Annotated in this window: 23 protein-coding genes; 6 read left to right on the forward strand and 17 right to left on the reverse strand. The window is 64.6% G+C overall.

The features are described 5' to 3' along the window. Positions 1-87: 87 nt before the first annotated feature. The 5 genes from QUH67_RS07395 to QUH67_RS07415 all read right to left on the reverse strand — a co-directional run bounded on the left by QUH67_RS07395 (position 88) and on the right by QUH67_RS07415 (position 6,506). A complete protein-coding gene (locus QUH67_RS07395; RefSeq protein WP_300946023.1) occupies positions 88-654 on the reverse strand; it encodes an SMI1/KNR4 family protein in 567 nt (188 codons plus the stop codon). 52 nt (positions 655-706) lie between these two features. Next, positions 707-1,744 (reverse strand): sugar ABC transporter substrate-binding protein, encoded by a 1,038-nt coding sequence (locus QUH67_RS07400; RefSeq protein ID WP_300946024.1) that lies wholly within the window; start codon positions 1,742-1,744, stop codon positions 707-709. 181 nt (positions 1,745-1,925) lie between these two features. Continuing rightward, entirely contained in the window at positions 1,926-3,425 is a 1,500-nt protein-coding gene (locus tag QUH67_RS07405; RefSeq protein WP_300946026.1) for a sensor histidine kinase, read from the reverse strand. A gap of 85 nt (positions 3,426-3,510) precedes the next feature. After that, the gene (locus tag QUH67_RS07410) at positions 3,511-5,829 is read right to left on the reverse strand and encodes a molybdopterin-dependent oxidoreductase (RefSeq protein ID WP_300946028.1); all 2,319 of its coding nucleotides are present in this window, start codon (positions 5,827-5,829) and stop codon (positions 3,511-3,513) included. Beyond that, on the reverse strand, positions 5,826-6,506 hold the full coding sequence (locus QUH67_RS07415) for a cupin domain-containing protein (protein ID WP_300946029.1): 681 nt from the start codon (positions 6,504-6,506) through the stop codon (positions 5,826-5,828). The genes QUH67_RS07410 and QUH67_RS07415 overlap by 4 nt, the downstream gene beginning before the upstream one ends. A gap of 164 nt (positions 6,507-6,670) precedes the next feature. On the opposite strand from QUH67_RS07415, the gene QUH67_RS07420 reads away from it, so the two are divergent. The 4 genes from QUH67_RS07420 to QUH67_RS07435 are packed head-to-tail and all read left to right on the forward strand — an operon-like array spanning position 6,671 to position 10,174. Beyond that, on the forward strand, positions 6,671-7,438 hold the full coding sequence (locus QUH67_RS07420) for an ABC transporter substrate-binding protein (protein WP_300946030.1): 768 nt from the start codon (positions 6,671-6,673) through the stop codon (positions 7,436-7,438). A gap of 51 nt (positions 7,439-7,489) precedes the next feature. After that, positions 7,490-8,143 carry an amino acid ABC transporter permease gene (locus tag QUH67_RS07425; RefSeq protein WP_300946031.1) on the forward strand — a complete coding sequence of 218 codons (654 nt, stop codon included), beginning with the start codon at positions 7,490-7,492 and terminating at the stop codon, positions 8,141-8,143. Then, positions 8,140-8,871, forward strand: coding sequence for an amino acid ABC transporter ATP-binding protein (locus tag QUH67_RS07430; RefSeq protein WP_300946032.1), 732 nt, complete (start codon positions 8,140-8,142; stop codon positions 8,869-8,871). The genes QUH67_RS07425 and QUH67_RS07430 overlap by 4 nt, the downstream gene beginning before the upstream one ends. A gap of 10 nt (positions 8,872-8,881) precedes the next feature. Next, a complete protein-coding gene (locus tag QUH67_RS07435) occupies positions 8,882-10,174 on the forward strand; it encodes an NAD(P)/FAD-dependent oxidoreductase (protein ID WP_300946033.1) in 1,293 nt (430 codons plus the stop codon). Here the strand turns inward: QUH67_RS07435 and QUH67_RS07440 are convergent, their stop codons facing one another. Both QUH67_RS07440 and QUH67_RS07445 read right to left on the reverse strand, forming a co-directional pair. Next, a complete protein-coding gene (locus tag QUH67_RS07440) occupies positions 10,175-11,764 on the reverse strand; it encodes a gamma-glutamyltransferase (RefSeq protein ID WP_300946034.1) in 1,590 nt (529 codons plus the stop codon). It abuts the gene before it with no gap. Positions 11,765-11,818: 54 nt separating this feature from the next. Next, positions 11,819-12,670 carry an enoyl-CoA hydratase-related protein gene (locus tag QUH67_RS07445; RefSeq protein WP_300946035.1) on the reverse strand — a complete coding sequence of 284 codons (852 nt, stop codon included), beginning with the start codon at positions 12,668-12,670 and terminating at the stop codon, positions 11,819-11,821. 272 nt (positions 12,671-12,942) lie between these two features. Between QUH67_RS07445 and QUH67_RS07450 the strand changes: the two genes are divergently transcribed. Then, a complete protein-coding gene (locus QUH67_RS07450; RefSeq protein ID WP_300946036.1) occupies positions 12,943-14,595 on the forward strand; it encodes a flavin-containing monooxygenase in 1,653 nt (550 codons plus the stop codon). Between the two features lie 4 nt (positions 14,596-14,599). On the opposite strand, the gene QUH67_RS07455 is transcribed toward QUH67_RS07450, so the two are convergent. From QUH67_RS07455 to QUH67_RS07475, 5 genes are all read right to left on the reverse strand, one after another. Beyond that, positions 14,600-14,953, reverse strand: coding sequence for an L-2-amino-thiazoline-4-carboxylic acid hydrolase (locus QUH67_RS07455; RefSeq protein WP_300946037.1), 354 nt, complete (start codon positions 14,951-14,953; stop codon positions 14,600-14,602). Positions 14,954-14,964: 11 nt separating this feature from the next. Next, the gene (locus tag QUH67_RS07460) at positions 14,965-15,099 is read right to left on the reverse strand and encodes a hypothetical protein (RefSeq protein ID WP_300946038.1); all 135 of its coding nucleotides are present in this window, start codon (positions 15,097-15,099) and stop codon (positions 14,965-14,967) included. Between the two features lie 181 nt (positions 15,100-15,280). Next, the gene (locus QUH67_RS07465; RefSeq protein WP_300946039.1) at positions 15,281-15,664 is read right to left on the reverse strand and encodes a nuclear transport factor 2 family protein; all 384 of its coding nucleotides are present in this window, start codon (positions 15,662-15,664) and stop codon (positions 15,281-15,283) included. A 168-nt stretch (positions 15,665-15,832) separates the two neighbouring features. Next, complete coding sequence (locus QUH67_RS07470) at positions 15,833-18,502, reverse strand: flavin-containing monooxygenase (protein WP_300946040.1); 2,670 nt, start codon at positions 18,500-18,502, stop codon at positions 15,833-15,835. Between the two features lie 321 nt (positions 18,503-18,823). Beyond that, positions 18,824-19,756, reverse strand: coding sequence for a LysR family transcriptional regulator (locus QUH67_RS07475; protein WP_300946041.1), 933 nt, complete (start codon positions 19,754-19,756; stop codon positions 18,824-18,826). Positions 19,757-19,968: 212 nt separating this feature from the next. Here QUH67_RS07475 and QUH67_RS07480 point away from each other — a divergent pair, with 212 nt between their 5' ends. Then, the gene (locus tag QUH67_RS07480; RefSeq protein ID WP_300946042.1) at positions 19,969-20,946 is read left to right on the forward strand and encodes a Bug family tripartite tricarboxylate transporter substrate binding protein; all 978 of its coding nucleotides are present in this window, start codon (positions 19,969-19,971) and stop codon (positions 20,944-20,946) included. Positions 20,947-20,948: 2 nt separating this feature from the next. Here the strand turns inward: QUH67_RS07480 and QUH67_RS07485 are convergent, their stop codons facing one another. From QUH67_RS07485 to QUH67_RS07505, 5 genes are all read right to left on the reverse strand, one after another. Then, positions 20,949-22,139 (reverse strand): ABC transporter permease, encoded by a 1,191-nt coding sequence (locus QUH67_RS07485; protein WP_300946043.1) that lies wholly within the window; start codon positions 22,137-22,139, stop codon positions 20,949-20,951. A 2-nt stretch (positions 22,140-22,141) separates the two neighbouring features. After that, a complete protein-coding gene (locus QUH67_RS07490; RefSeq protein ID WP_300946044.1) occupies positions 22,142-23,302 on the reverse strand; it encodes an ABC transporter permease in 1,161 nt (386 codons plus the stop codon). Then, a complete protein-coding gene (locus QUH67_RS07495) occupies positions 23,299-23,997 on the reverse strand; it encodes an ABC transporter ATP-binding protein (protein ID WP_300946045.1) in 699 nt (232 codons plus the stop codon). The genes QUH67_RS07490 and QUH67_RS07495 overlap by 4 nt, the downstream gene beginning before the upstream one ends. Before the next feature lie 31 nt (positions 23,998-24,028). Next, entirely contained in the window at positions 24,029-25,090 is a 1,062-nt protein-coding gene (locus QUH67_RS07500) for an efflux RND transporter periplasmic adaptor subunit (protein WP_300946046.1), read from the reverse strand. Positions 25,091-25,530: 440 nt separating this feature from the next. Beyond that, a complete protein-coding gene (locus tag QUH67_RS07505) occupies positions 25,531-26,544 on the reverse strand; it encodes a zinc-dependent alcohol dehydrogenase family protein (protein WP_300946047.1) in 1,014 nt (337 codons plus the stop codon). Positions 26,545-26,604: the final 60 nt, after the last annotated feature.

Below are 26,604 nucleotides of genomic sequence, written 5' to 3' on the forward strand. Positions count from 1 at the left end.
CGTTGGTCCCCGCAATGATGGCGGAGGTGCTGCTTCGAAGCTTGTCGCGCGGTGTGTCGCAACCGTTGCATCACAGCTTACTCTGCCTCAACGCATTGCGCGTCGAGCCGACAGTATCCGTGCCACGGGTCCTTCCGGGCCGTACATTGCATCCCAAAGATCGACGCCTGATGCCCATGCTGTGATCCACTGTTCGAAGCTGGGAGATTCCTCGAAGAAGGAATCGCCCCAATCGTCTCCATCGTGCACGTTGGGGTCAAAAACACGCATTCGAAAATTCGGGTCCGCACAGTCTACGCAGGAGTAAATCGCGCATCCCCAGTGGCTGACGGGCAACAATCGCTCTGGCCAATTCCAATTTGGTTCGTCGGTACTGCCACCTCGGAACAATTCGTAAATTGCTGGTCCGGTCTTGCCTGAATCATCCGGTACTCCGTTTGTTATACCGATGAGTCCGTAACCGGGCCCGAAACCTCCGTTGCTGACTTCCTGGTAGATTCGCTTCATCAGAGGCGGCAGTGCGAAGCCGAGCCGCATCTCATCGGATGCGAAGTCAGGCGGTTCGCTTGGAATCAATCCCGAGCGCCAGGGCTCCCCGAGGTCGGTAATTTTCTTCTCCAAGCGTTGTCGGATTGCAGAGATAATGTCGTCCATTAGCCGGTTCTCTTCCCAATAGCCGGTACGATCACCGGTTCGGGTGATGCCGCTACTTCCGCTCCGACGACCACGGAAAATTCACATACTGATCGCGGCTGTCATAACAAATGTTGCCGTACATTTTTAAGTAAGCCGCGCGCCGCGCCGGATCGGCCCAGACGCCAGCGGGATTGGCGAGATCGGCCTCGTATTGCGCGATGTTCGCTGCCGTCAGCGGGCTCGGCAAAATATCCATCGCCTGCGGAATGCTCTTGCCCTCGAGCCAGTCGGCGGCGTGCTGGCCCATGGCGTAGCCGAAAACCGGCGAGGCCAGGCTGATGCTGATCCGGTAGGGCGAGTTGCCCTTCTTGATTTCCGACACCGCCTCCGGTTCGCCGTCGATGCCGCCGAGAAACTGGTTGGGTCGCGTCTTGCCGGCGGCGCGCAGCGCGGCCAGCGCACCGAGCACCACATTGTCAGCGCCGAGCACGACGTCGACGTCAGGATTGGCGAGCAGGATGGTTCGCATCGTCGCATAACCGCCGTCCTTGCTGACCGGATGGGGCGAGATGTCGGCCACGATGCTGGCGCCTGGAATGTCGCGCAGCGAATCCCGCAGCGCGACGAAACGCGGCGCCAGGAATTCCAGGCTGTCCTGGGTCAGCAGCACGACCTTGGCCTTGCCGCCGAGCGTCCCCTTGATATGCGCGCTCGCCGCGTCGCCCAACACCTTGCCGGTGAGATATTGCGGAGCATTCAACAGCGAGGTGGCGGGTGGCGCCACGACCGTGCCGACATAGCCGCCGGACCAGATGACGTCCTGCAGGCGTCGGCCAAGGGACGCTGAGTCGACTGCCGATGCAACGACGCCGCCGGTCCTGGCGGCGACGAGCGATCGGACGTCCTCTGCCTGTTTGGCTGCGTCGCTATCGGCGACGAGAACGCGATGTTGCAGGCCACGATCCTTCGCGGCGGCCGCCAATCCCTGATTGACGCCCTGCATGAACTCGCGCCGCGTGTCCTGCGAAAATGCCAGCGCCTTTTGGAGGCCCGGTGGCGGTGTGCAGGCGGGAGCGGTGGGATCGAACGGCGGCAAGGTCCTGGGCATCGTAATGCCTGATGGCCCGCCCTGTGCCGTCGCCGGCACGGAGCCGACGATCGCGCCCGACGCAAGAACGGCAACGCCCAGCCAAATGACCCGCGGCCCTGGTGTGTTACCCTGTAACATACTGCCCCCAGCGTCCAGGCTGCTTCCGGCCGGACCGGCTTCCGTTATCCGGGCTTTCGGATCAGGCGGCAATAGTCTCTGATGTCGCGAGCGCCCGCGGCATCGTCAGGCGAAATGTTGTGCCGCGGCCGAGTTCGCTCGCCACGCTGATCTCGCCGCCGAGGTTGCGGACGGCGACAAGGACATGGGCGAGGCCGATGCCGTCGCCCGGCTGGTCCTGCGTTCCCGCACGCTTGAACAGGTCGAACACGCGCTCCTGGTCGCGTTCCGCAATGCCGCGGCCGTTGTCGGCAACTTCGATTTCGACACGATCGCCGGCGATCGGGCGTGCCCGCACCTTGATATGCAACGGGCGGTCCTTGGACCGATACTTGACGGCGTTGTCGAGCAGATTGCCGAGGATCAGGTCCAGCGAGAAGCGATCGCTCTCTATCCTGGGGACGGCAAGATCGATGTCGATCTTGCCGTCGGCCTCGGACAATTGATGCTGGATCGCCGCCGCGCCGGCGGTGACGATCTCCCGTAGATCGATGGTCTCGGCTTTCAACGGCCGCCGACCTTCGCGCGCGAGCTTGAGGACGGCGTTGATGAGCCGCTCCATCTTGTCGCTCGAGGAGCGAATATATCCGATCGCTTCGGGCAGCAGTTCGGTGGCGGCGGCGCGCGCTTCCTGCAGGTCCGGATCGTCGGCGCTGCTCGCGGCACTGGAGCGGTCGACCAGCAGGCGCAGGCTCGCCAGGCTGTCCTCGAGCTCGGCGGTGAAGCCGACAATGCTGACCAGCGGCGCGCGCAGGTCGTGCGAGATGATCTGGACGAAGCGCTGGATGTCGGCGTTGGCGCGCGCCAGGTCGGCGGTGCGGGCTTCGACGCGTTTCTCGAGCCCGGCATTCAGCACGCTCACCTCGGTCCGCGCGCCCCGCAGTTCGCGCGTGTAGCGCACCACGGTGACCGCGGCGATCCCGATCACGATGACGATCACGATGCCGCTGACGATCGAGAACAGCCGAAGCAGGGTTGCGTTCGCCTTCTGCTCGGCGACACTGGTCGTCAGGCGCACGTCGGTGGCGCTGATGATGCCGGCGAAGAAGATGTTGGCTTCGTCCATCAGCGTCTTGCCGCGATTGGTTCGGACTCGCGCCAGCGCCTCCGCATCGCGGTAGTCGCGCTTCATGTCGATGGTCATGTCCATCTCGGCAAACTTGTCCTTGATGACGGTCGTAAGGCGCTTCAGCGACGCATCCAGGCCCTCATAGGAGGCCAGCAGGCGGTTCACCGCCGCCAACTGCCGCTCGGCCAGCGTCTTGGCCGGGCCGTAGGATGCGAGATAGACCTCGTTGCCGGTGTACAGGAACCCGCGTTGGCTGGATTCGGCGGTCTGCAGGGCGTTGCGCAGATCGACGGCGGCGCTGCGCGCGTCGCGGGCCGCGATCACCTCGTTGAAATAGACCTGGGCGCGTTCGCCGAGCCAGAACGTCATGCCGACGATGCCGAGCAGCGCCAGAAACCCGACCAGCAACAGGGCCGTGGTGGATTGGACGAAGAAACGACTGGAAATGGGCATGCCTTTAGGACTGCCCGAATTTCAGGCGGCGCGCTAGCGGATTTGCGTTAGTTCCGGCCGCCGCGCCGCGTCTCCGGAACCCGCCTCATTGCTGATCGGGGGGATCGAAGGCGTGGATGGCAGGCGGGATTCCTTGAAACCTTTCGCACTCCACCACGGTCACCTGGCCGCAGCAGCCTTGCGCCAACCGCGAGGTGCCGATATCGCGCGTCAGCACGTTCGGATTGCCGTGGATGCACAGCGGTTGTTCCGCCGTGCCTTGCTCCGGATCGTACCAGGCGCCGGTGGACAGCTGCACCACGCCGGCCATGACGGCGTCGGAGACGACGGCGCCGGCCAGGCACGCGCCCCGATCGTTGAACAGGCGGACGATGTCGCCATCGGCGATGCCGCGGCGCGCCGCGTCAGTGGGGTTGAGGCGGACCGGTTCGCGGCCGGCAATTTTCATGGACTGGCTATAGGCGCCGAAATCGAGCTGGCTGTGCAGCCGCGTCGCCGGCTGGTTGGCGATCAGCGTGAGAGGGTGACGCGCGGTCGCAGGCTCGGTCGAGGGCAGCCAGGCCGGATGCGGCGGGCAATCGTCATAGCCAAAACCCGCGATGGCCGTCGAATGGATCTCGATCTTGCCGCTCGGCGTCGGCAGTTTGTTCTTGTCAGGATCGTTGCGAAAGGCACGTAGCAGGCCGCCGTCATCGGGAGCCGGCGGCAGCGCGAGTTCGCCGCGCCGCCAGAATTCCTCGAAGTCAGGCGCGTCGCAACCCGCGTCGGCGAGCGCACGCCGCGTCGGCTCATAGAGATGGGCCAGCCACTGCCGGCTGTCGCGTCCCTCCGCAAAGGCCTGCTCGACGCCCATGCGCTGCGACAGCGCGGCAAAAATATCGAAATCGTCGCGCGCTTCGCCGACCGGCTCGACCGCCTTCTTCATCGCGACCAGCCTTTGATCGGTGGCGGCGGCGCCGATGTCGTCGCGTTCCAGCGTCATGGTGGCCGGCAGCACGATGTCGGCGAATTTCGCCATCGGTGTCCACGCGTTTTCGTGCACAACGATGGTTTCGGGAACGTTGAAGGCGCGGCGCAGCCGGTTGATGTCCTGGTGATGATGGAACGGATTGCCGCCTGCCCAATAGACCAGCTTGATATCAGGGTAGCGCATCGTGCGGCCGTTGTAGTCGAACGACTTGCCTGGGTTGAGCAGCATGTCGCTGATGCGAGCCACCGGGATGAAGTCGCCGACGCCGTTCTTGCCCTGCGGCAGCGTTGGAATCGGAAGGCCGTGGGGGCGGCGGCCGGTGTGGCCAAGCGCGCCCAGCGCGTAATTATAGCCGCCGCCGGGCAGGCCGATCTGGCCGAGCATGGCCGCGAGCACCGCGCCCATCCACACCGGCTGTTCGCCATATTGCGCGCGCTGCAGCGAATGCGAGACCGTGATCAGGGTGCGTCCGTGGGGCAGGCGGCGGGCGAGGCCGATGATCGTGGTCGCGGAAATGCCGGCGATATCGGCGGCCCATGCTGCGTCCTTTGGCGTGCCGTCGTCGCGGCCGAGCAGATAACGTTCGAAGATGTCGAAACCGGTGCAATAGCGCGCGACGAAATCGCGGTCCCAGAGGTTCTCGACCAGTAATGTGTGCGCGAGCGCCAGCATCAGCGCCACGTCGGTGCCGACCTTGATCGGCAGCCATCGCGCACCGGCCACCTCCGGCATGTCGTCGCGCAGCGGCGAGACGCCGTAGAACACGGCGCCGCGCTGTACGGCCCGTTGCATCGCGTCGCGCTCGATGTGCCGGCTGACGCCGCCGCTGGCAACTTCGGAATTTTTCAGCGCCATGCCGCCGAACGCGAGCACCGTATCGGTATGTTCGGCGACCTGATCCCAGGTCACGTTGTGGCGCGAGAGCGCTTCGTAATTGCCGAGGATGTGCGGCAGGATCACGGCCGAGGCGCCGGCGCTGTAGCTGTTCACCGAGCGCACATAGCCGCCGAACGCCGTGTTGAGGAAGCGATGCACCTGGCTCTGCGCGTGGTGAAACCGTCCGGCGCTGGACCAGCCATAGGAACCGCCGAATACGGCACCCGCGCCATGCTCGGTTCGGACCCGTGACAGTTCGCCCGCAAGCAGATCGAGCACTTCGTCCCAAGGGCACGCGACGAATGGCTGGTCAAAGGTGCGCTCGGCTTTGCTGCGGTCCAGCCATGCCTTGCGCACCATCGGCCGTTGGATGCGGGCCTTGTGCCGCATCGCCGTGGTAAAATTCTGCAGGATCGAGGAGGGCGCTGGATCTTCTGCGTAAGGCTGGATCTCCAGCGTCGCGCCGTTCCATCGCGCCGAAAACGCGCCCCAATGCGCGCTGTGCGGGCTCCAGTCCTCCCGGGCTTGATCCGTTTCCTGTCCGAGACTGTCGCTCATGTCACCGCCGTCACGCAATTCACCCACAGCACCACCGCTTTGGCATCTTCCGACGGATTTGAAAAGCGGTGGGGGCGACGGCTGGCAAAGCGGAAACTGTCCCCTTGCTTGAGCGACCAGGTTTCGGCGTCGACCGTCAGCGTCATCTCGCCTTCCAGCACCAGGCCGGCCTCCTCGCCGTCGTGCGTGTACAGCTCGTCGCCCGTGCTGCCGCCGGGCTCGAGGTGCACCAGAAACAGATTGAGGCGGTTTTCCGTTCCCGCCGGGCTCAGCAATTGCTTGGAGATGCCGGTGCGCCACAGCTTCAACTCGGCGCGCTGCAACCGGCGTGTCACGACGCCGCCGGAAGCGGGATCGCTTGGCCGGGAGCCGAACAGCGCGGCAATGCCGACGCCGAGTACATCCGCCAGCGTCGCCAGCACGCGAAGCGAGGGGGACGACAGCCCGCGCTCGATCTGGCTGAGAAAGCCGATCGACAGCTCCGTACGATCGGCGATCGTCTCCAGCGAGAGTTTGTGTTGATGCCGCAGGTCGCGTATGCGCCGGCCGACGGCGAGGTCCATCGCGAGCTCGTCCACTTTCGCTGATGTCCTTGCCTTCGGCCTCGCCGTTGTCCTTTTTGCCGGCCTTGGTTTGGCCTTGGCCGCCGGCTTCCCTATGCGTCTGCCTTCGCTCACGTCAGACCTGCTTCCTTCATGTGCATGAAAACTGCTTGCAATGCCCGGGCAGTTGTGACCACAATTTCATATTGATGAAAATAGACCTGAACGGTGCCGCTCGCAACGCTTTGGTCTGACAAGGGCGGGCAGGCCCGTACGGCAGTCAATTCAGGAGTGATGCGATGGCTCTGAAGCGTTTCTTTCAGGCTGCGTTGGCGGCGGTGGTTATCGCAGCCGCGGCGCCGGCAACCGCGCAGCAGTTGATGAAAGTCGGTTCGACGCCGACGGGTATCCCCTTCACCTTCCTCGACACCAAGACCAATACCATACAGGGCATCATGGTCGACCTCATCACCGAGATCGGCAAGGATGCCGGCTTCCAGGTCCAGATCGAGCCGATGCAATTCTCCGCGCTGGTGCCGTCGCTGACCTCCAGCAAGATCGACATCATCTCGGCCGCGATGTTCGCCACGGCCGCGCGCAAAGAGGTGATCGACTTCTCCGACGCCGTCTACACCTATGGCGAGGGGCTCGTGGTGCCCAAGACCGACGCCAAAAAATACGCTTCGCAGGAAGACCTCAAGGGCGAGACCGTGGGCGCCCAGGTCGGGACGGCCTTTGTCGACGCGTTGAAGAAGACGGGGCTGTTCGGCGAGGTCAAGGTCTACGACACCATCCCCGACATCCTGCGCGACGTGAATGCGGGCCGCCTCAAGGCCGGTTTTGCCGACTACCCGATCCTCGCCTACAACCTCAAGCAAGGCAATTTCGCCGAGGTGCGCCTGGTCGATTCCTACAAGCCGGTCACCGTGGGCACCGTCGCGATCGGCGTGCGCAAGAGTGATACGGAACTGCTGGCGAAGATCAACGCCTCGCTCGCCAAGCTGAAGGCCAGCGGCGCCATCGCCAAAATTCTCGAGAAATGGGGACAGAAGGCCGACGCCTCCTGATGTCGTGAAGCGCGACACAACATTATCTCAGCAGGACGCAACCCCGAGCCGATGCAGAAGTTTCTCAGCGACGCCGTCGAGTTCTTCCCGATCCTGCTGCAGGGCGTCTGGCTGACGATCGTCGTGACCATCGGCTCGCTGGCGCTGTCGACCGTGCTCGGGCTGTTCTGGGCGCTGTTGCGGGTGTCCGGCATCGGCGTGCTCGCCAGCCTGAGCGCCGGACTGATCAATGTCATTCGCGGCATCCCGATCATCGTGCTGCTGTTCTATCTGTATTTCGTGATGCCGGATTTCGGCGTCGCATTGACGGCCCTGCAGGCCTCGATCCTCGGGCTTGGCGTCGCCTATTCCGCCTACCAGTCGGAAAACTTCCGCGCCGGCATCGAGGCCATCGACAAGGGCCAGATCGAGGCGGCGCAGAGCATCGGCATGGGCTGGTGGCTCACCATGCGCCGGGTGGTGCTGCCGCAGGCGGTCAAGATCGTGCTGCCGCCCTACGGCAACATCATGATCATGATGCTGAAGGATTCCTCGCAGGCCTCGACGATCACGGTCGCCGAGCTCGCGCTGCAGGGCAAGCTGATCGCGTCCTCCACCTTCAAGAACACCAGCGTGTTCACGATGGTGGCGCTGATGTATCTGACCATGAGCATTCCGCTCATCCTGCTGGTTCGGCATTTCGAGAAGAAGGCCAGCCGGAAATGATCAAGCTCGACGATGTTCACAAGAGCTTTGGCACGGTCGAGGTGCTCAAGGGAATCTCCGCGTCGATTGCGAAGCGCGAGGTCGTCTGCATCATCGGCCCGTCGGGCTCCGGCAAGTCGACCATCCTGCGCTGCATCAACGGGCTTGAAAGCTATGACCGCGGCGACATCCGTATCGAGGATATTAGCGTCGATCGCAACGCACCCTCGATCGTTTCGGTCCGCACCCAGGTCTCGATGGTGTTCCAGCGCTTCAACCTGTTTCCGCACCGCACCGCGCTGGAGAACGTCATCGAGGGGCCGATCTATGTGAAGAAGGAGCCGCGCGCCGAGGCGCTGGAGCGCGGCCTCGCGCTGCTGGAGCGGGTGGGGCTGGCCGAGAAGGCCGATGTCTATCCGCCGCAACTGTCGGGCGGACAGCAGCAGCGCGTCGCGATTGCCCGGGCGCTCGCCATGCAGCCGAAGGCGATATTGTTCGACGAGCCGACCTCCGCGCTCGATCCCGAACTGGTCGGCGACGTCCTGGGCGTCATGCGCAAGCTCGCCGACGACGGCATGACCATGGTCGTCGTCACCCATGAAATGGGATTTGCCAGGGACGTGGCCGATCGCGTGCTGTTCATCGACGGCGGCGTGATCGTCGAGCAGGGGCCGGCCAAATCGCTTCTCAACCAACCGCAGCATCCGCGCACGCAGGACTTTTTGCGGCGCGTACTGCATCCACTCTGAGTTTGCCAATATGAACGCGCCTGTCCATCTGCCCCTGCGGCCAAGCCTTTACGCCGATACGGCGGTTGCGCCGGCAGCGACGCCGCCGCTGCACGCCGACAGGAAGGTCTCGGTTGCGATCGTCGGCGGTGGTTTTACGGGACTGTCCACCGCGCTGCATCTGGCCGAGCAGGGCGTCGATGTGACCGTGCTGGAAGCGCAGCAGCCGGGCTGGGGCGCATCGGGCAACAATGGGGGCCAGGTCAATCCAGGCCTCAAGCATGACCCCGACCAGATCGAGGCCGATTTCGGCGCCGAGCTCGGCGGCCGCATGATCGCCTTCGCCTACGGCACGACGAACTACACGTTCGATCTGATCCGCCGCTATCAGATCCCCTGCGAGGCCCGGCAAAACGGGACGCTGCGCGCGGCCTACAATGAAGCGAGCGCGGCGGCAATCGAAAGCACCGCGAAGCAGTGCATCCGGCGCGGCATGCCGGTGGAGTTCCTGGGCCGCGAGCAGATGCAGGAGATGACCGGCAGCGACCGCTATCTCTGCGCCATGCTGGACAAGCGCGGCGGCGACCTGCATCCGCTGAGCTATGCGCGCGGCCTGGCGCGCGCGGCGATCGCGGCCGGCGCCACCGTCCATGGCGAGACGCCGGCGCTTTCCCTGTCACGCGAAGGGGGCGGTTGGCGCATCGCGACGCCGCGAGGAATCGTGCACGCTGAAAAAGTGCTGCTGGCGACCAATGGCTTTACGGACGATCTATGGCCGGGCCTGCGCCGCACCATCGTGCCGGTGTTCTCGTCGATCGCCGCCACTGCGCCACTGCCGGAAGAGGTGGCGCGCGCGATCATGCCGACGCGCTCCGTGTTGTACGAGAGCGGCCACATCACGGTCTATTACCGCATCGATGCACATAATCGCCTGCTGATGGGTGGACGCGGGCCGATGCGCTGGATCAGCAAGCCGTCGGATGTCGCCTATCTCATCCGCTACGCCGAACGGCTATGGCCGGGCGTGAAGGGCGCCACCTGGACCCACGGCTGGAACAGCCGGCTCGCGATCACGCCCGATCACTACCCCCATGTGCACGAACCCGCGGAGAATCTCCTGATCTCGCTCGGCTGCAACGGCCGTGGCGTTGCGCTCTCCACTGCAATGGGCGGGCAACTCGCGCAACGTCTCGCCGGCGGCCGGGATGCACAGATCGACATGCCCGTTACCGCCATCAAGCCGATGCCGTTTCATGCCTTCTGGCCGGTGGGCGTCACCGCCGCGGTGCTGGCGGGCAGGGTGCGGGACCGGCTGGGGATGTAGTCACCCCTCCGCCACCGCCTCGCTCCACGGCTGGAACACCTCGGTCGCACCGCTGTTCGTGTCACCATCGCGCAGCACGATGCTGGGGCAGGCGAACTTCATCGGCAGGGTCTGGATACGGGCCTCCTCGTAATCGAATTGGGCGCTGAGCGCGTCGCGCGCGGGCATTGGCAGGCGCACGTCGCCGATGACGACCGCGCCTTCGCTGGCGTCGATGCGGGGCTGATGGATCGTCGCGTCGAGATCCATGCCGTAATCCATGACAAAGGACACGAGCTGGCTCACCGCGGGCAGGATGCGCCGGCCGCCGGAGGCGCCGATCGCGGCGCGCCGCCCGTCGCTCGCCTGTGTCAGCACCGGCGTGTAGTTGGTGAGGCAGCGCTTGCCCGGCGCCAGCGAGTTCGGCGTGCCCGGCGTCGGGTCGAACCACATGATGCCGTTGTTCATGGTGAGACCGGTCTGGCCGGACACGAATCTGGAGCCGAAGCTCGACAGCAGCGTCTGCGTCACCGCTGCCATGTTGCCGTCGCGGTCGACGACCGAGAAGTGCGTCGTGCAGGCCGGCGCCAGCGCATCCGCGCCAAGCGAACGCCGGCCGTCCTGGTCGCCCATGTCCTTCAGCCGTTCGCGGTAGGCCGCCTGCAGTGCCGAAGCATACGCGACGTAGGCGGCGGCATCGGGCGTGCCCCGCGCGGGCTTCAGATGTTCCTGCAGCAGGCCGAGCGTGCGCGACAGCGTCGGGCCCGCGGTGAGTTCGGGTGTCGCAAACACCTTGCCGCCGCGATAGGGGATCACCAGCGGCTCGCGCAAATGAGCGCGGAATGCCGCAAGGTCCTCGACCGACAGCGCGCCACCGGCCGCCTGAATGTCGGAGGCCAGGTTCTTCGCCAGATCGCCTTCATAGAAGTCGCGTGGGCCGGCGCTGGCGAGCTGCGCCATCGTCGCCTGGAGCCGCTCCTGCGGCATCCGGACCTTTGCCTTGATGCCCCATGGCGCATTCGGCGGCAGGCCATCCATGAGATAGGCCGCCGCACTCGCGGGATAACGCCGCAGATCCACGGCCGCGCTCGAAATCATCAGCGTGGTCCACCAGTCGACTGCAAGGCCCTCGCCGGCGAGCGCGATGCTCGGCGAGACCAGTTCCTTCCACGGCAGTTTTGCGTGACGGCGATGCGCTTCCTCCATGCCCGCCACCACGCCGGGCACCGCGATCGCGCCGGGGCCGTGGATATTGCGGTCGTCCTTGACGCGGGGCCAGGGGAAAATGTCGGAGGCGGCGCCGCCGGTCAGCGGATAGTCCTCGGGCCGCAGGCTCAACGGCGCGCGCATGCCGTAGTCGATCACCTCATAGCGGTCCTCGCGCGCCCGGTAGAGCACCATCGCGCCGCCGCCGCCGGCCCCGCTCATCCAAGGCTCCAGCACGCCGAGCGCAAACGTGGTCGCGATGACAGCATCGACGCAGTCGCCGCCGGCCGCCAGCACCTCGGCGCCGACCCGCGCCGCCTTGCCCGATTGCGCGGCGACGATGCCGCCTTTGGAGGTGACGGCGGGTTTGCGGAACGTTTGCGTATCGGAGAACTGGTCGCGCATGGAATGGCTTTCGCTTGCTGTGGGAGTTTGTGGGTAGAGGCGTGGTCGGGCGGTCTAGGCGTTGTCCCACCACGGATATTGGCTTGGCATGTCCTGCGACACTTTTCCTGGAAATAACGGCGGCCGCTTTTCGAGAAAAGCCTGCACGCCTTCGCGCACGTCGGCATGGCTGCCGCGCTCGATCGACATCGGCTTGTCGATGCCCAACAGCTCGAACGGGGCGGGCGCCCCGGCGAAGCGCCACAGCATTTGCCGCGTCAGCGCGATCGCGACGGGAGAAGTCGCCTCCGTCATCTCGCGGGCGATCTCCTTCGCGCGATCGAGAAGCTCTGCCGGCTCGACGACCTCGGAGACGAGCCCGCCCGCCTTGGCTTCGTCCGCATCGAACGTCCGCCCCGATAGGCACCAGCGCAACGATTGCGGCAGCCCCACCAGCTTTGGCAGAAACCAGGCGCTGCCGGCTTCCGGCACCAGGCCGCGGCGGGCAAAGATGAAGCCGATCTTGGCACCGCGGGCCGCGATCCGCACATCCATCGGCAGGGTCATGGTGATGCCGACGCCCACGGCCGGTCCATTGATCGCCGCGATCGACGGTTTCCGGCAGTTGAAGATCGCCTCGATAAAGCGCCCACCGCCCGGCTTGGCACTGGCGAATACGCCGGCGCCATGCTTGCCTGAGGTATCGAAGCTCGCCGCGCCGCCCGAGACGTCGGCGCCGGCGCAGAAGGCACGGCCCGCGCCGGTCACGATGATGGCGCGGACATTGTCGTCGCCATCGGCACGCTCGAACGCATCTGTGATCTCGGCGCCCATCTGCCCGGTGTAGGCGTTCAGCTTGTCGGGCCGGTTGAGCGTGACGGTCATGATCGCGCCGTCGAGATCGCAGGTGATATGCTCGTAGCTCACAGGATCGCCCTCCCGGCCTTGTTCCGCCGCCGTCATTACACCCTAAAAATCCCGGGCGAGCCATGACAGAAAAACATGCAAGGGAGCCACATTCGTTCGTCGTCGCGTTCGGCGACAGGCAGCCGGGAGTGGCCTGAAGCCGACCGCTTTCAAACAATGTTTGAGCGCCGGCTTCCTCGCTCACCCCGGCATCCTGACACAAGTGCGCAGCGCGAATAATCCGCTATAGTCGCCCCAACGTCGACCAACAAACAATATCGGGGAGGCCGCACATGACCGACGGCATCAAGTCGCACTACGAGGTCGTCGTCGTTGGTGCCGGCGTCTCCGGCATCTACCAGATCAAGCGGCTGGCCGATCTCGGAATTGATGCCCTGGTGCTGGATGCCGCGCCCGATCTCGGCGGAACCTGGTACTGGAATCGCTATCCGGGCGCGCGGTTTGATTCCGAAAGCTACACCTACGGCTATTCGTTCTCGAAGGAGCTGCTGAACGAGTGGCACTGGAAGGAGCGCTTTTCGTCGCAGCCGGAGAATCTGCGCTATCTCAACTACGTCGCCGACAAGTTCGACCTGCGAAAGTACATGCGGTTCAACCGCAAGGTCGCGGCCGCCATGTTCGACGAGACGAGCAATCAATGGAAGCTCCGGCTCGACGATGGCTTCGAGCTGACCTGCCGCTTCGTCATTCTCGCGGTAGGCCTGCTGGCGGTGCCGACGCTGCCACGGCTGCAAGGCATGGAGACGTTCAAGGGCCGTTCGTTCCACACCTTCTACTGGCCGCACGAGCCGGTTGACCTGGCCGGCAAGAAGGTCGGTATCATCGGCACCGGCGCCACGGCGATCCAGATCATCGGCGAGATCGCCGACAAGGTCGGTGACCTGACCGTGTTCCAGCGCCGACCGAACTGGAGCGCGCCGCTCAACAACAGCCCGATCTCGGACGCCGAGATGGCTGACATTCGCGCGCGCTACGACGAGATTTTTGCCGCCTGCACCCGCAGCCCCGGCGGTTTCGAGCACGAGCCGGACCGGCGCGGCTTCTACGAGGTCACGCCCGAGGAGCGGATCGCGCTGTGGGACAAGCTCTATGACGAGCCCGGCTTCGGCATCTGGCTGAGCAATTTTCGCGAGATATTTACCGACGAGGCGGCCAACGCAGAGTTCTCCGCCTACATCGCCGGCCGCATCCGCCAGCGCGTCAAGGACCCGGTGACCGCGGAGAAGCTGATCCCGAAGGATCATGGCTTCGGCGTGCAGCGCGTGCCGCTGGAGACCCATTACTTCGAGGCCTACAACCGCGACAATGTGCATCTCGTCGACCTCAGCGAGACGCCGCTCGAGCGCATCACCGAGACCGGCCTGCGCACCAGCGTGCGCGACTACGAGCTCGATATTATCATCTATTCCACCGGCTTCGACGCCATCACCGGTTCCTTCGATGCGATCGACATCACCGGCGTCGGCGGGATCAAGCTCGCCGATCAGTGGCGCGACGGGCCTTCGACCTTTCTCGGCATGATGGTCCACGGCTTTCCGAATTTGCTGATGCCGACCGGGCCGCAGAGCGGTTCGGCCTCGACGAATTTTCCGCGCGGCATCGAGAACGGCGTCGGCTGGTGCATGGGCCTGCTCGAACACATCCGGCGGCACGGCTACACGCGCGCCGAACCCACGGCCGAGGCGCAGGCGCGCTGGACCGCGCACGTCACCAAGATGTACGCCATCATGCTGATGCGCAAAGCCAAGTCGTGGTTCACCGGCTACAATTCCAACGTTCCCGGCCACGAATACGGCAAGACGCGCTATCTGGTGTACAATGGCGGCACGCCGAAATACGTCGCCGCGATCACCGACGTGGCGCAGAAAGGCTACGAAGGCGTCGTGTTCGACGCCGATGCAAGGGCTGTGGCCGCCGCGGAATAGCCACTCATGTCCCCGGTGCGAATTGGTAGCGAAACGTGCAACTCGGCGCGCCCTGCATCAGTGTCTGCCCGCGCGCCAGCCCGACCTCGCCGCCGCTGGCCGCGACGATGTCGAAATTGGTGGCGCAGATCAATAGCGCGCCGAGCTCCGGCTCGCCGAGCGCGCGAAAGAATTTTGCAAAGCGGCAATCCGTGACGTTGAACTCCAGCGCTTCCTTGTCGTGCCGGATCATCTCGAACGTCACCTCGCGTTCGGTGATCTCGGTCAGCGCCGTCTGCATCGCCGCCCATTTGCGCCGCGGGCTGCCTTCAATGCTGTCGCCGACGGCGGCGAACAGCTGTTTCGACCAGTCAAGCAAGGCCTGACGGATCAGCGCGTCGGCCTTGTCTTGCCGAGTTCGGCGCGCAGCGCCTGCAGCACGGGCACCAGCACCTGCGCCTGAATTTTGGTCTTGTCCAGCAGCGACAGGCGTGGATCGACCATGTAGTCGTCGAGTACGTCCATGGTTTTCTCCATGTGGCGACGAGTGGCCTCCTTCAACCTCGCCCCGCTTGCGGGGAGAGGTCGACGCGCTCTTGGCGCGTCGGGTGAGGGGGTACAGGTCTATCGATAGACCGAGATCGCGGAGAGAGCCCCTCACCCTAACCCTCTCCCCGCAAGAGCGGGGAGAGGGAATTGAGAAAGATCACTCCCGCAGCTCAGTCATGAAAACCTTTTGCGCGACCTGCCAGCGGCCGTCAATTTTCAGCAGCGACAGCTGATCCGTGAAGAACCGCGGCGGGATTGCGCATTTCAGCTTCACGTAGGCCATCGTCGGGCCGACCAGATCGATCGACAGCACTTCGTCATGCCGCGACAGGCCGCGCTGCTTCGGCGACGGACGGTTGCGGACATTGTTCAGCCAGACGTCGCGGGGCGTGATCGCGAGCTCTCCCGTTGCGGAGATGCTGGTGAGCGCACTGGTCGGATGAAAGGCGCTGGCGATCTTTGCCGAGTCGCCCTCGTGGAGACCATCGAGATAGGACTGGACCACGCCTTCGATGGCTTTGGTATCGTCTGTACTGCTCATGAGATTGGGTTTCCGAGATATGCTTTATCGACACGAAGCCGGGATGCGCAGAGACCATAAGCGGAATCTGTCGGGCGGTTGCCGTAGAAATTCTATTGCATGAGGCCATGCGAAGGCCGACGGGCCTGAGTGAACCTCAGGCCGCCCGGACATTGCCTATCGCGCGCGCTAGCCCGCGGCGGCGTTCACCTCGATCGGCGCGGTGCCGTCGGCTTTCAGTTTCCGCGGCAGCCCGGCAAAACCGCGCAGCGCTTCCGCCATTTTCACGCGGGCGCTGACGCCGGTGACCACCACGTCCACCATCACGAGCGAGGAATGGATGTGGCCGCGCGCCTGCAACTGCTCGACCGGGACGCCGGCCGCGGCCATCGCCTCGGCATATTCGATGCCCTCGTCACGCAGCGGATCGAACTCGCAGGTGGCTACGAACGCCGGCGGCAGGTTCGCCAGATTGCCGCGCAAAGGCGAGGCGCGCGGATCGGTGCGATCGGCCGGCGAGCAGTAGATGTCCCAGAACCAGAACATCAGCGCGCGCGTCAGGAAATAGCCGACCGCGTTGTCGGCGTAGGATTGACGGTCGAACCGGCAATCGGTGACCGGACAGACCAGCAATTGCCCCGCGATTTGCGGTCCGCCGCGATCGCGCGCCAGCTGGCAGGTGACGGTGGCGATGTTGGCGCCGGCGCTCCAGCCTGCGACCAGCAGCGGGCCCTGTTTGCCGCCGAGTTCAGTGGCGTGGTCGGCTATCCAGCGCGTCGCCGCATAGCCATCCTCCGCTGCCGCCGGGAAGCGATGCTCGGGCGCGTGGCGATAGCCGACGCTGACCACGATCATGCCGCTGCGGCGGCAGAGGTCACGGCAGAACGGATCGTCGGACAGTTCGTCGCCCAGCACCCAGCCGCCGCCGTGGAAATACACCACGATCGGATGCGGTCCCGGCGACGCCGGCCGATAGAGCCGATAGGGCAGCGGACCGTCGGCGCCCTGCAGCGCGCCGCTGCCGACCTCGCCGACCGGCCGGCCCGCGGGACGGCCCTTGTTGAATTCGGTGAGGAAGTCGCGCGCGCCTTGCGAGCCCAGCGATTCGATCTGCGGCAGGTTCATCTGCTCCAGCATGCCGAGCACCAGCCGCACGTCCGGCTGCAGGCGCACCACCTCGCCATCGTTGCATTGCTCGGCAACGCCGGGGCCTGACAATTTGAAGCCCAGCATGCCGCGGCCGACCACCTCGTTGCAGATGCTGCGGTAGGGGCCGACGCCGCCGGTATACGGCATCACGCCCTGTGCCTTGCCGGGAACGTTGGCGCCGGTGTACCAGGTGTTGGCCAGTCGATGCAGCGTCATCATCGCGCAATCGGCCATGTGCCTGGCCCAGCCCGCCTGCGCGGCTTCCGTCGGCTCCATCGTCGTGAAGCCGGCCTCGCGCATCGCCGCCAGCCGTTCGACCACCCAGTCGACATGCTGCTCGATCGAAACCGCCATGTTCGACAGCACCGACGGGCTGCCCGGGCCGGTGATCAGGAAAAGGTTCGGAAAACCTGCGACAGTGAGCCCGAGATAGGTCTGTGGCCCGTCGGCCCAGACGTCGTTGATCGATTTGCCGTCGCGGCCGGTGATCGGATGCACCGCCTTGATGGCGCCGGTCATGGCGTCGAAGCCGGTGGCGAACACGATGACATCGACGTCGAAGCTGCGCTTGTCCGTCTTGATGCCCGTCGCCGTGATCGCCGTGATCGGCTCCTGCCGCAAATTGACCAGCGTGACGTTGGGGCGGTTATAGGTGGCGTAGTAGTTGGTATCGAGGCAGGGCCGCTTGGCGCCGAACGGATGATCGTGCGGGCTCAAGGCTTCGGCGATCTCCGGATCCTTGACGACCTCGCGGATCTTTTCACGGATCAGGTCTGCGAGCAGCGCGTTGCCGTCGGCGTCGACGCCCTGGTCGGCCCAGAGCTGGGTCAGGATGTGAACGAGATCGCCGGCGGCCCAGGCCTGCTCGAACCGCTCGCGGCGTTCGGCTTCGGTCAATTGCCAGCTCACGGCCATCTGCTGCGGATACGGCACGCCCGCCAGCGACCACCGCGCCTGCTCGCGATAGCCGGCGCGGTCGCCTTCCAGCAGGGCGCGGCGCTCTGCCGGCGCCGGGCCGTTGTGGGCGGGCAGCGCAAAGTTCGGCGTGCGCTGGAACACGGTGAGCTGCGACGCCTGCTCCGCGAGTAATGGTATCGACTGGATGCCCGACGATCCCGTGCCGATCACGGCGATGCGTTTGCCGGCGAGCTTGACCTCGTCATGCGGCCAGCGGCCGGTGAAATAGACCTCGCCTTTGAAATCCTTGAAGCCGTCGATCTCCGGCGGCTTTGGCGCCGAAAGGCAGCCGGTCGCCATGATGTAATAGCGGCAGGAAATCGTCGCGCCCTTGTCGGTGGTCAGCTTCCAGCGTTCCGCAGCCTGATCCCAGTTCGCGCCCGTGACCTTTTCACCGAAGCGGATGTCGCGCCGCAGATCGTAGCGGTCGGCGACGAAGCCGAGATAGCGCAGGATTTCGGGCTGGGTGGCGTATTTCTCCGACCATTGCCAGGCGTTCTCCAGATCGGGATCGAACGTATAGCTGTAGTCGATGGTCTGGATATCGCAGCGCGCACCGGGATAGCGGTTCCAGTACCAGGTGCCGCCGACGTCGTCGGCCTCCTCGATCGCGACGGCGCTGAAGCCGGCTTTTCGTAATTTGTGCAGGAGATAGAGGCCGGCAAAGCCGGCGCCAACCACGGCGACATCGACTTGCGTCTTGGCGCTGTCGGTCGTTTCAGAAGAACGTGCTGCAACCGCTGCGTCTGGCATGTCACTCCTCCCATATGTGATCTATATTTTTTGATTTTTATTTTGGGGACAGGCTACTGCCGCGTTTTCAGTTTGTCATCAGGACAAATGCAATCGCCGGATGTTTCCTTGCGTACCCCTCTCTCCACGTCGTCCCTGCGAACGCAGGGACCCATACGCCGCGGCCGTCGGAATGGGCAGGAGAGGAGACGGCTTTGCTTCTGCAACAGACACCGGTCGTGTGCTAACGCGAGGCGTCTGCGACGGCGTTCCCTCGATGGATCACGCGGTATGGTCCCTGCGTTCGGAGGGACGACACTGAGTTTGTTGCACGGTCATTCACTACATGCGCTTGCGCCGTTCGCGGCGAATGCCACCCGCTGCCCCGCTCTGGCTGAACGCAAGCGTAAAATCGCGAAAGCTCTCCACCGCCGGCGACAGCGATGCACTATGCCGCACGAACATCGCAATCTTCCATTTGACCGCCGGCTGCAGCAGCGGCAGGAAGGTCAGCCCGAAGCCGCGCACCAGCGGCTCGGCCATCGATGGACAGATCACCGCTCCTTGCCGTACCCGCAGCATCGACAGCGCCGTATTCACGCGGTTCACCGGCAACAATTGCTTCGGGTGATTCCGCGGCGGCACCTGACTCAATATGTTGATGGCGATGTTGGGCATGTAGTTGAGCAACGTCCGCTCGCGCAGATCCTTCCAGCCGACCGACGTGCCCCTTGCCAATGGATCGTCGCTGCGTAGCGCCACCCAGAGCGGGTCGGCGCAAATGATATGCACTTCCACCGATTGGTCCGGCACGACGCCGGCCGGCCCGAAGCCGATGTCGGTCGAGCCGTTCTGCAGGCCCGCCACCACTTCCTGGATCGGCACGTCGTCGAAGCGGACGTCGACGCCCGGATGGTGCGCGCCGTATCCGGCGATCAGCTCCGGCAGCAGCGTGCAGGACAGGGTTTCGGGAGCGGCGACCCGCACCAGCCCGCGGCGCAGCTCCTTGAGATTGGTCAAATTGTCGAGCGCCTCGTCGAGATTGGCGAGCACGCGCCGCGCCATCGGGGCAAACGTCTCGCCGACGCTGGAGGCCGAAACCTTTCGCGTCGTGCGGTCGAGCAGTCGGACGCCGACACGGGCCTCCAGTTCCTTGATCAGCCCCGAAAGCGCTGCCTGCGACAGATGCATGGCCTTGGCGGCTTCGGAGAAGCTGGCGCACTCCAGCACGGCGACATAGGCACGCAACTGCCGCAGGGTCACGTCCATCGCCATGTCCCGCCTCCATCATCGTCGCTGACATTTATAAGAGCATCTTATCAATTCGTCAAAAAATACACATTGTTCGATAGAAGGCGCATCTCTATCGTTGCAGCCTCCATAAGACGAAGGCCCGGCGACCGCGGCAATGCGATCGCACCAACGCGGCCCAATGAACGGAACGGACTAGCCGCCGGCCCAGGCGGTTTCTTTTCCCAGGAGGATGCATGAACATCACGCGCCGAACGCTGCTGGGGACCATCGCCGCCGGCATTTCCACCATTCCTGCCTTCAAGGCGTCCGCCCAAAGCGACTGGCCGTCGCGCGTCGTGCGGCTGGTGTCGCCGTACGGCGCGGGCGGGGCGAGCGACATCTCGTTGCGGATTCTGGCAGAGCAGTTCGGCCGCACCTTCAACCAGCAATTCATCGTCGAGAACAAGGCGGGGGCGGGCACCCGCGTCGCCAATGAACTGGTCTCGCGCGCCGCACCGGACGGCTACACTTTCCTCTACGTAGCGGCGCCCTATGCGACGGCGGAAGCGCTGTTCGAGAAGGTGAACTACAATCGTAGGGATCTGCAGCCAGTGGCGATGGCGATGCTGGCGCCGCTGTTTCTGGTGGTGAACGCGCAGGCGCCGTTCAAGACCGTTCAGGAGATGATCGCCTACGGCAAGTCGAAGCCGGAGGGCCTCACCTTCGGTTCGCCGGGCGCCGGCTCGCAGCCGCATCTAGCCGCTGAACTGCTGTTCAGGGACGCCGGCGTCAAGGGCCTCATCGTTCCCTTCCGCGGCGACAACATGGCCTACACCGAATTGCTGGCGAGCCGGCTCGACGCCACGCTGACCGCGCTCGCTACCGCCTTGCCGCATATCCAAAGCGGCGCGTTGCGCGTACTCGGCGTGGCGTCGGCCGAGCGCAGCGCGATCTATCCGGAAGCCATGACGTTGCGCGAGCAAGGGCTTTCCAGCGTGGTCGCGTCCGGCTGGTACGGGTTTATGGCGCCGGCGGCGACGCCGCAGCCGATCGTCGATCGCCTGCAGACGGAGGTTATCCGCGTACTCGGCGATCCCGAGGTGAAGCAGAAGCTGGTCGTGCAGGGACTGGAAGCGCGCCCCGGCACGGCCGCCGAGTTCGGCAAATTCATCGATGACGAGACGCGGAAATGGGGCGAGGTGATCCGCGCGGCAGGGCTCAAGGGCGAATAGTCTTAATGCGCGTACAATCCCTCGACGATCGGCAGCCGCGCGGCGCGCAGTGCCGGAAATAGTCCGCCGATCAGGCCCACGACCAGCGCCAGCGCGACGCCCTCCGCGATCAGCCAGGGACTGAGCTTGAAGTCGAACACCACCTGCGTGAAATTGCCGCCGAGGGTGGAGGCGGTGACGCCGTCGAAGATGAAATAGGTGGCGGCCGCCCCCAGCAGCCCGCCGATGGCGGCGAGCAGCAGCGATTCCGCCAGCGTTCCCACGAATGCGGGAAAACCGCCGAAGCCGATGGCGCGCAGCGTCGCGATCTCGGTCGCACGCGCGGCGACCGACGAATACATCGTGTTAAGCGCGCCCGCGATCGCGCCCAGCGCCATCGCGATTGCGAGCGGCCAGCCGAGTTTCTGGATCAAATCCGATGTCTGCGAGGCCTGTTCGGCGAAATAGGCGGCCTCGGATTTGACGTCGAGTTTCAGGCGCGGATCGTTGTCGCTGTAGTTCTTGAGCTCGCTCAACGCCGCCGGTCCGGTCAGGCGCGCGCGCACGGTCTGCACGATGTTGTTGCGGTTGAACAGGCTCTGCACCACGTTGAGGTCGGCCCAGATCTCGGACTCGAACACGTTGCCGCCGGAATCGAATACGCCGACGACGTTCCAGCGGGTGGCGCCGAATGCCACGGTGGAGCCGATCTCGAATCCTTCGAATTCGCGCAGCAGCGCCTTGCCGACGACCACCTCGTTGCTGCCGCGGCTGAACATGCGGCCCGCAATGATGGTGACGCCCTTGCGCAGCGCGCCGCCCTGTTCGCCGATCCCGCGCAGCGGCAGATTAGCCTTGGTATGGGTCGAGCGTTTGAGGCCGTCGACCACGAGATACAATTCCGGCGAGATCAGCGGCTTGCCGTCGCTGCCGCGGGCGATGCCGGGACCGTCCTCGATCAGCCGCACCTGGTCGCGGCTCACGGTGCTGTTGATTTCGGCCTGCGAGCCGGCCCGCAGCACGATCGCGATGTCATCGGCGCCGGAGCCGGCGATGGTGCGCTGGAAACCGTTCGCCATCGCCAGGAACGCGAGCAGCACGACCACGACCAGCGCAATCGCGATCACCGTCGAGAGCGAGAGCCAGCGCCGCTGCGCGATGCTCTTGAGGTTGATGGCGGTGACCGCCGCGACTTGAAGCCAGAGCGAGCGCATGTCTATCCCCGTCCAAGTGCGGTTGCAATCTGGAGCCGCATCGCATTGAGCGCCGGAATAATGCCCGTGATCAGCCCGAGCGCGACCATCAGCCCCACGCCCTGCAGCGCGATCGTCGGGGATACCGAAAAGGCGGGCGCGATGCTGGCGAGGCTGTTGCGCAGCGCGATGGCGATCAGCGCCGCAATCGCCAGGCCGGGAATGCCGCCGAGCAGCGCCAGCAGCATGGATTCGCCGAGCACCATCGCCAGGATGCGCGGGCCGGAAAAGCCGAGCGTCTTCAACACGCCGATCTCCCGCGTACGCTCCCGGATCGACAGCGCCATGGTGTTGCCGACGATCATCAAAATGGTGACGAAGGCGGCGCCGACCACCAGCACTACGATCAGCGCGATGTTGCCGAATTGGGCGGCGAACGCCTTGCCGAACGCCTTTTCGGTGTCGGTGGACGTTTCCGCGGTGGAGTTGGCAAACATCGCGTCGATCGCCTTGGCCACGCGATCATTGTTCTCCGGCGCGGTGGTCTGCAGGATCATCCAGCCGATAGTGTCCTTGCCGAACGAGCGGGTCTCATCGAAATAGGCGTACTGGAACAGGAGAAAGTTGGTGTCGACATATTCGACCTTGCCCTTGACGATGCCGACAATGGTGAAGTCCCAGGTGTGTCCGCCGCTCTTCTGGCTGAAGATGCTGCTCGCAATTGGGATGCGGTCGCCGATCTTCCAACCCCATTTCTGCGCCAGTTTTTCGCCGACCAGCGCGCTGCTGCGGTCGCGGATGAAGGCCTGAAGCTGCTCGGATGGAACATCGAGCTCGCTGCGATAGACGTCGAAATAGGTGGCCGGCTCGATCGCGAGCGACACCAGGAAGTTCTTTGGGTCCTGATAGTAGCCGCCGAACCAGTTGGCATGGGTCACCTGCCGCACCCCGTCCACTGATTTCACGCGGTTGAAATACGCGATCGGCATCGGCTGGGTGAAGTTGATCTTGTTGACCGTGATCATGCGGTCGGCGGCGGCGCGGTCCTCGCCGGCGGTGAAGGCGCGGTAGAATCCGGCCAGCACGCCGAAGATCATGAAGGCGATCAGGATCGACACGATCATCAGGATCGCGCGCAATTTGCGGCGGAACAGGTTTTTTCGGACCAGGTCGAAATCGTTCACGCGGCCAGCCCCCGCTCGACGAAGCGGCCCTTGTCGAGATGCAGCACGCGCTTGGCGTAATTCGCCGCCGCCGGATCATGCGTCACCATCACGATGGTCTTGCCGAGTTCGCCGTTGAGCAGTTGCAGGATGGTGAGGATCTCGTCGGCGGACTGCCGGTCGAGGTCGCCGGTCGGTTCGTCGCAGAGCAAGAGATTCGGATCCGAGACGATGGCGCGCGCGATCGCCACGCGCTGTTGTTGTCCACCCGACATTTCGCGCGGGCGGTGTTTGGCGCGATCGGCGAGTCCCACTACCGACAGCGCGGTCTGCACGCGCTCGGCGCGCTCCTTCTTCTTCAGGCGTGTGAGCAGCAGTGGAAGCTCGACGTTCTGTGCGGCGGTCAGCATCGGCATCAGATTGTAGAACTGGAAGATGAAGCCGATATTGGCGGCGCGCCACGCGGCCAGTTCACCCTCGGAAAGCCCGTCGATACGGCGGTCCGCCACCGAAATCTCACCGGCATCGGCGCGATCGATGCCTCCCAGCAGATTGAGTAGCGTGGTCTTTCCCGAACCGGACGGCCCCATCACGGCGATGAAGTCGCCGCGCGGAATGGCGAGGTCGAGATGATCGAAGATCGAGATCGTTTCCTTGCCCTTGGTGAAACGCTTCGCTACGCCGGCAAGGCGAACCATCGGTTGTTCGTCTGTCACACTTGTCTCCTTTGAGAGATTCCGGCTTGTGCTAGTTCGCGGCGGTGGTCTCGGCGCCCTTGGCTTTGGTGTCCGTCAAAAAGTTCACCTTCACCGCCATGTCGGGCAGGATGCGCGGGTACTTCTTTTCGAAGCGGATGCGCACCCGCACCGTGGCCTTTTCGCGGTTCGCGGTCGGCACGATGGCAATGACGGAAGCCGGAATGGTCCAGTCCGGATAGGCATCCAGCATCGCGTTGACGGCGCCGCCGGCAACGACGCGGCCGATGAAGGCCTCGTTGACGTCCACCTCGATCTCGATCGAGTCCATGTCGACGATGGTGCAGATGCCGGTGCGGGTGTAGCCGCCGACCGACATCGGGGAAATCATCTCGCCGGGCTGCGCACTGCGGTCGACGATGACGCCGGCGAACGGTGCGCGGATCTTGTGCTTGTCGAGAACAGAGGCGCTGCGCTTGGCATCGATGCTGGCGGTTTCGAACTGCGATTTGGCCTGGCGCAATTGCGCGCTGAGCACGCCGACGCGGGCCTGCGCCTTGGTCAGGTCGGCCTCGGTGGCAAAGTTCTTCTGCGAGAGCGTCTGGGTCCGCGTCATGATCCGCGTCGCGTCCTCGAGGTCGGCGGTGATGGCGGCAATCGCGGCTTCGGCGCTCTCGACGCGCGAACGCGCCAGCTCATAATCCTTTTCGGCCAGCACGCTGTCGAGCCGCGCGACGATCTGGCCTTCGGTCACCGTCATGCCTTCGTCGATGAAGACCTCGACCACCTTGCCGGTGATCTCGGCCGCCACCGTCGCCTTGCGCCGCGCCACCACGTAGCCTGATGCGGCGAGGTTGCCGGCCGGCTTGCTGGTCGTGGCGGCCTGTGGGGCGGGCTGCGGTTGCGATGTCGGCGTTTGCGCAGCCGGCGGCTGTGCCATCTCCCTGGGCGCGTACTCCTTGCCGAACTCGAAGGCGGCAAAAGCAGCCGCGCCGACCACGCAAACGATGATAACCGCCGAGATCGGCAGCCAACTCCTGCCGGACGGCTCCGCTTTGTCGGGGCTGCGATCGATCTTCAGCGATCTCAGCAATTTGGCCTTGTCTTCGGTCATCGTCCATTCCATCCGGCGGCTCGCAGGCGGTTCCCGCGTGGCAATATCATCTCGCGATGACGGTGTCGCTCACAGCCGGTCTACAAATCTCGCCATCGATAGGGCGCGCCCCTAAGCTTTCGGTGAGGTGGCGATCCCGGCTCGGTTGAGAGTCCCGCTCAGCTCTCGCGAGCGCCAAGGCGGCGCCGGTTTTCGACGAGGCGAATAGGCGCAATTTAAAGCTTAATAACGACGGAAGCAATCGCCGGAACCTGCGGCAGCTGCATGTGACCAGATGCCGCCATTTTTCAGCGGCGGGCGGGGTTGAGAAGGCTGTTGCCGCAGCCGTCATTCCGGGGCTCGCGAAGCGAGAACCCGGAATCCATCGGGCAGCAGCCCCGCAGCACCATGGATTTCGGGTTCGTGCTTCGCACGCCCCGGAATGACGGCCTGTCGCGGCTTTATCCGATCTCGATCGCGATCTTGCCAAAATGCGCGCCACTTTCCATGTGGGCGAACGCCTGCTTTACCTGGTCGAACGGAAACACCTTGTCGATGACCGGCTTCATGCCGCTGGCCGCGATGGCATTCGCCATGCCTTGCAGATCCTCGACCGATCCGACCGTGACGCCCTGCAGCCGCTGCTGCTGCATCACCATCAGAGGCAGCCGCGAGTCTGACGTCGGCGGTCCCGCCAGCACGCCGATGAAGGCGATCGTGCCGCCGATCCGTGTCGCGCGAATCGATTCGTTCAGCGTGCCGACGCCGCCGACTTCCACGACGACGTCGACGCCGTGGCCGCTCCACTCACGGGCCTTCTTGCCCCAGTCCGGCGTCGCCTTGTAGTTCAGCGTGTGATCGGCGCCGAGCGTCTTGAGACGTTCGATTTTCGCATCGCTCGATGAGGTCGCGATGACGCGCGCGCCGCACAGTTTGGCGAATTGCAGCGCGAACAGTGAAACGCCGCCGGTGCCCTGGGTCAGCACGGTCTGGCCGGGCTTGATGTTGCCGAGTTTTGTCACTGCGCTCCACGCCGTGACCCCGGCGCAAGGTAGCGCGGCCGCCTCGATGTCGCTGAGGTGTTTTGGCGTCTTGACCAGCGCGCGTTTCGGAAAGATCCGATACTGCGACAGCACGCCGTCGGCTGAGCCGCCGAGGGCGCCATGCATCTTGGCTTCGCTGGGCTCGCCACTGGTCCAGTTTTCGAAAAAGCTGCCGATGACGCGGTCGCCGCTGGCAAACTCCCGCACACCAGGACCCACTCCCTCAACGACACCAGCACCATCCGACACCGGCACCAGCGGAAACTTTTGTCGAGAGCCGTAGCCGCCCTTGACGGTGATGAGATCGCGATAGTTCAGCGTCGCTGCCGTGAGCCGGACCAGCACTTCGCCGGGGCCGGGCTCCGGCACAGGCTTGTCGACGAGCGCCAATCCATCGATTCCGCTCGGTCCCTGCAATTCATAGCACTTCAACGGCGTTCTCCCTCGGCATTCGGTAGCAGTATTGCCGCAAATGCGCCGGTTCCGCCACAC

Source organism: Bradyrhizobium roseum (assembly GCF_030413175.1).
GTDB lineage: Bacteria > Pseudomonadota > Alphaproteobacteria > Rhizobiales > Xanthobacteraceae > Bradyrhizobium > Bradyrhizobium roseum.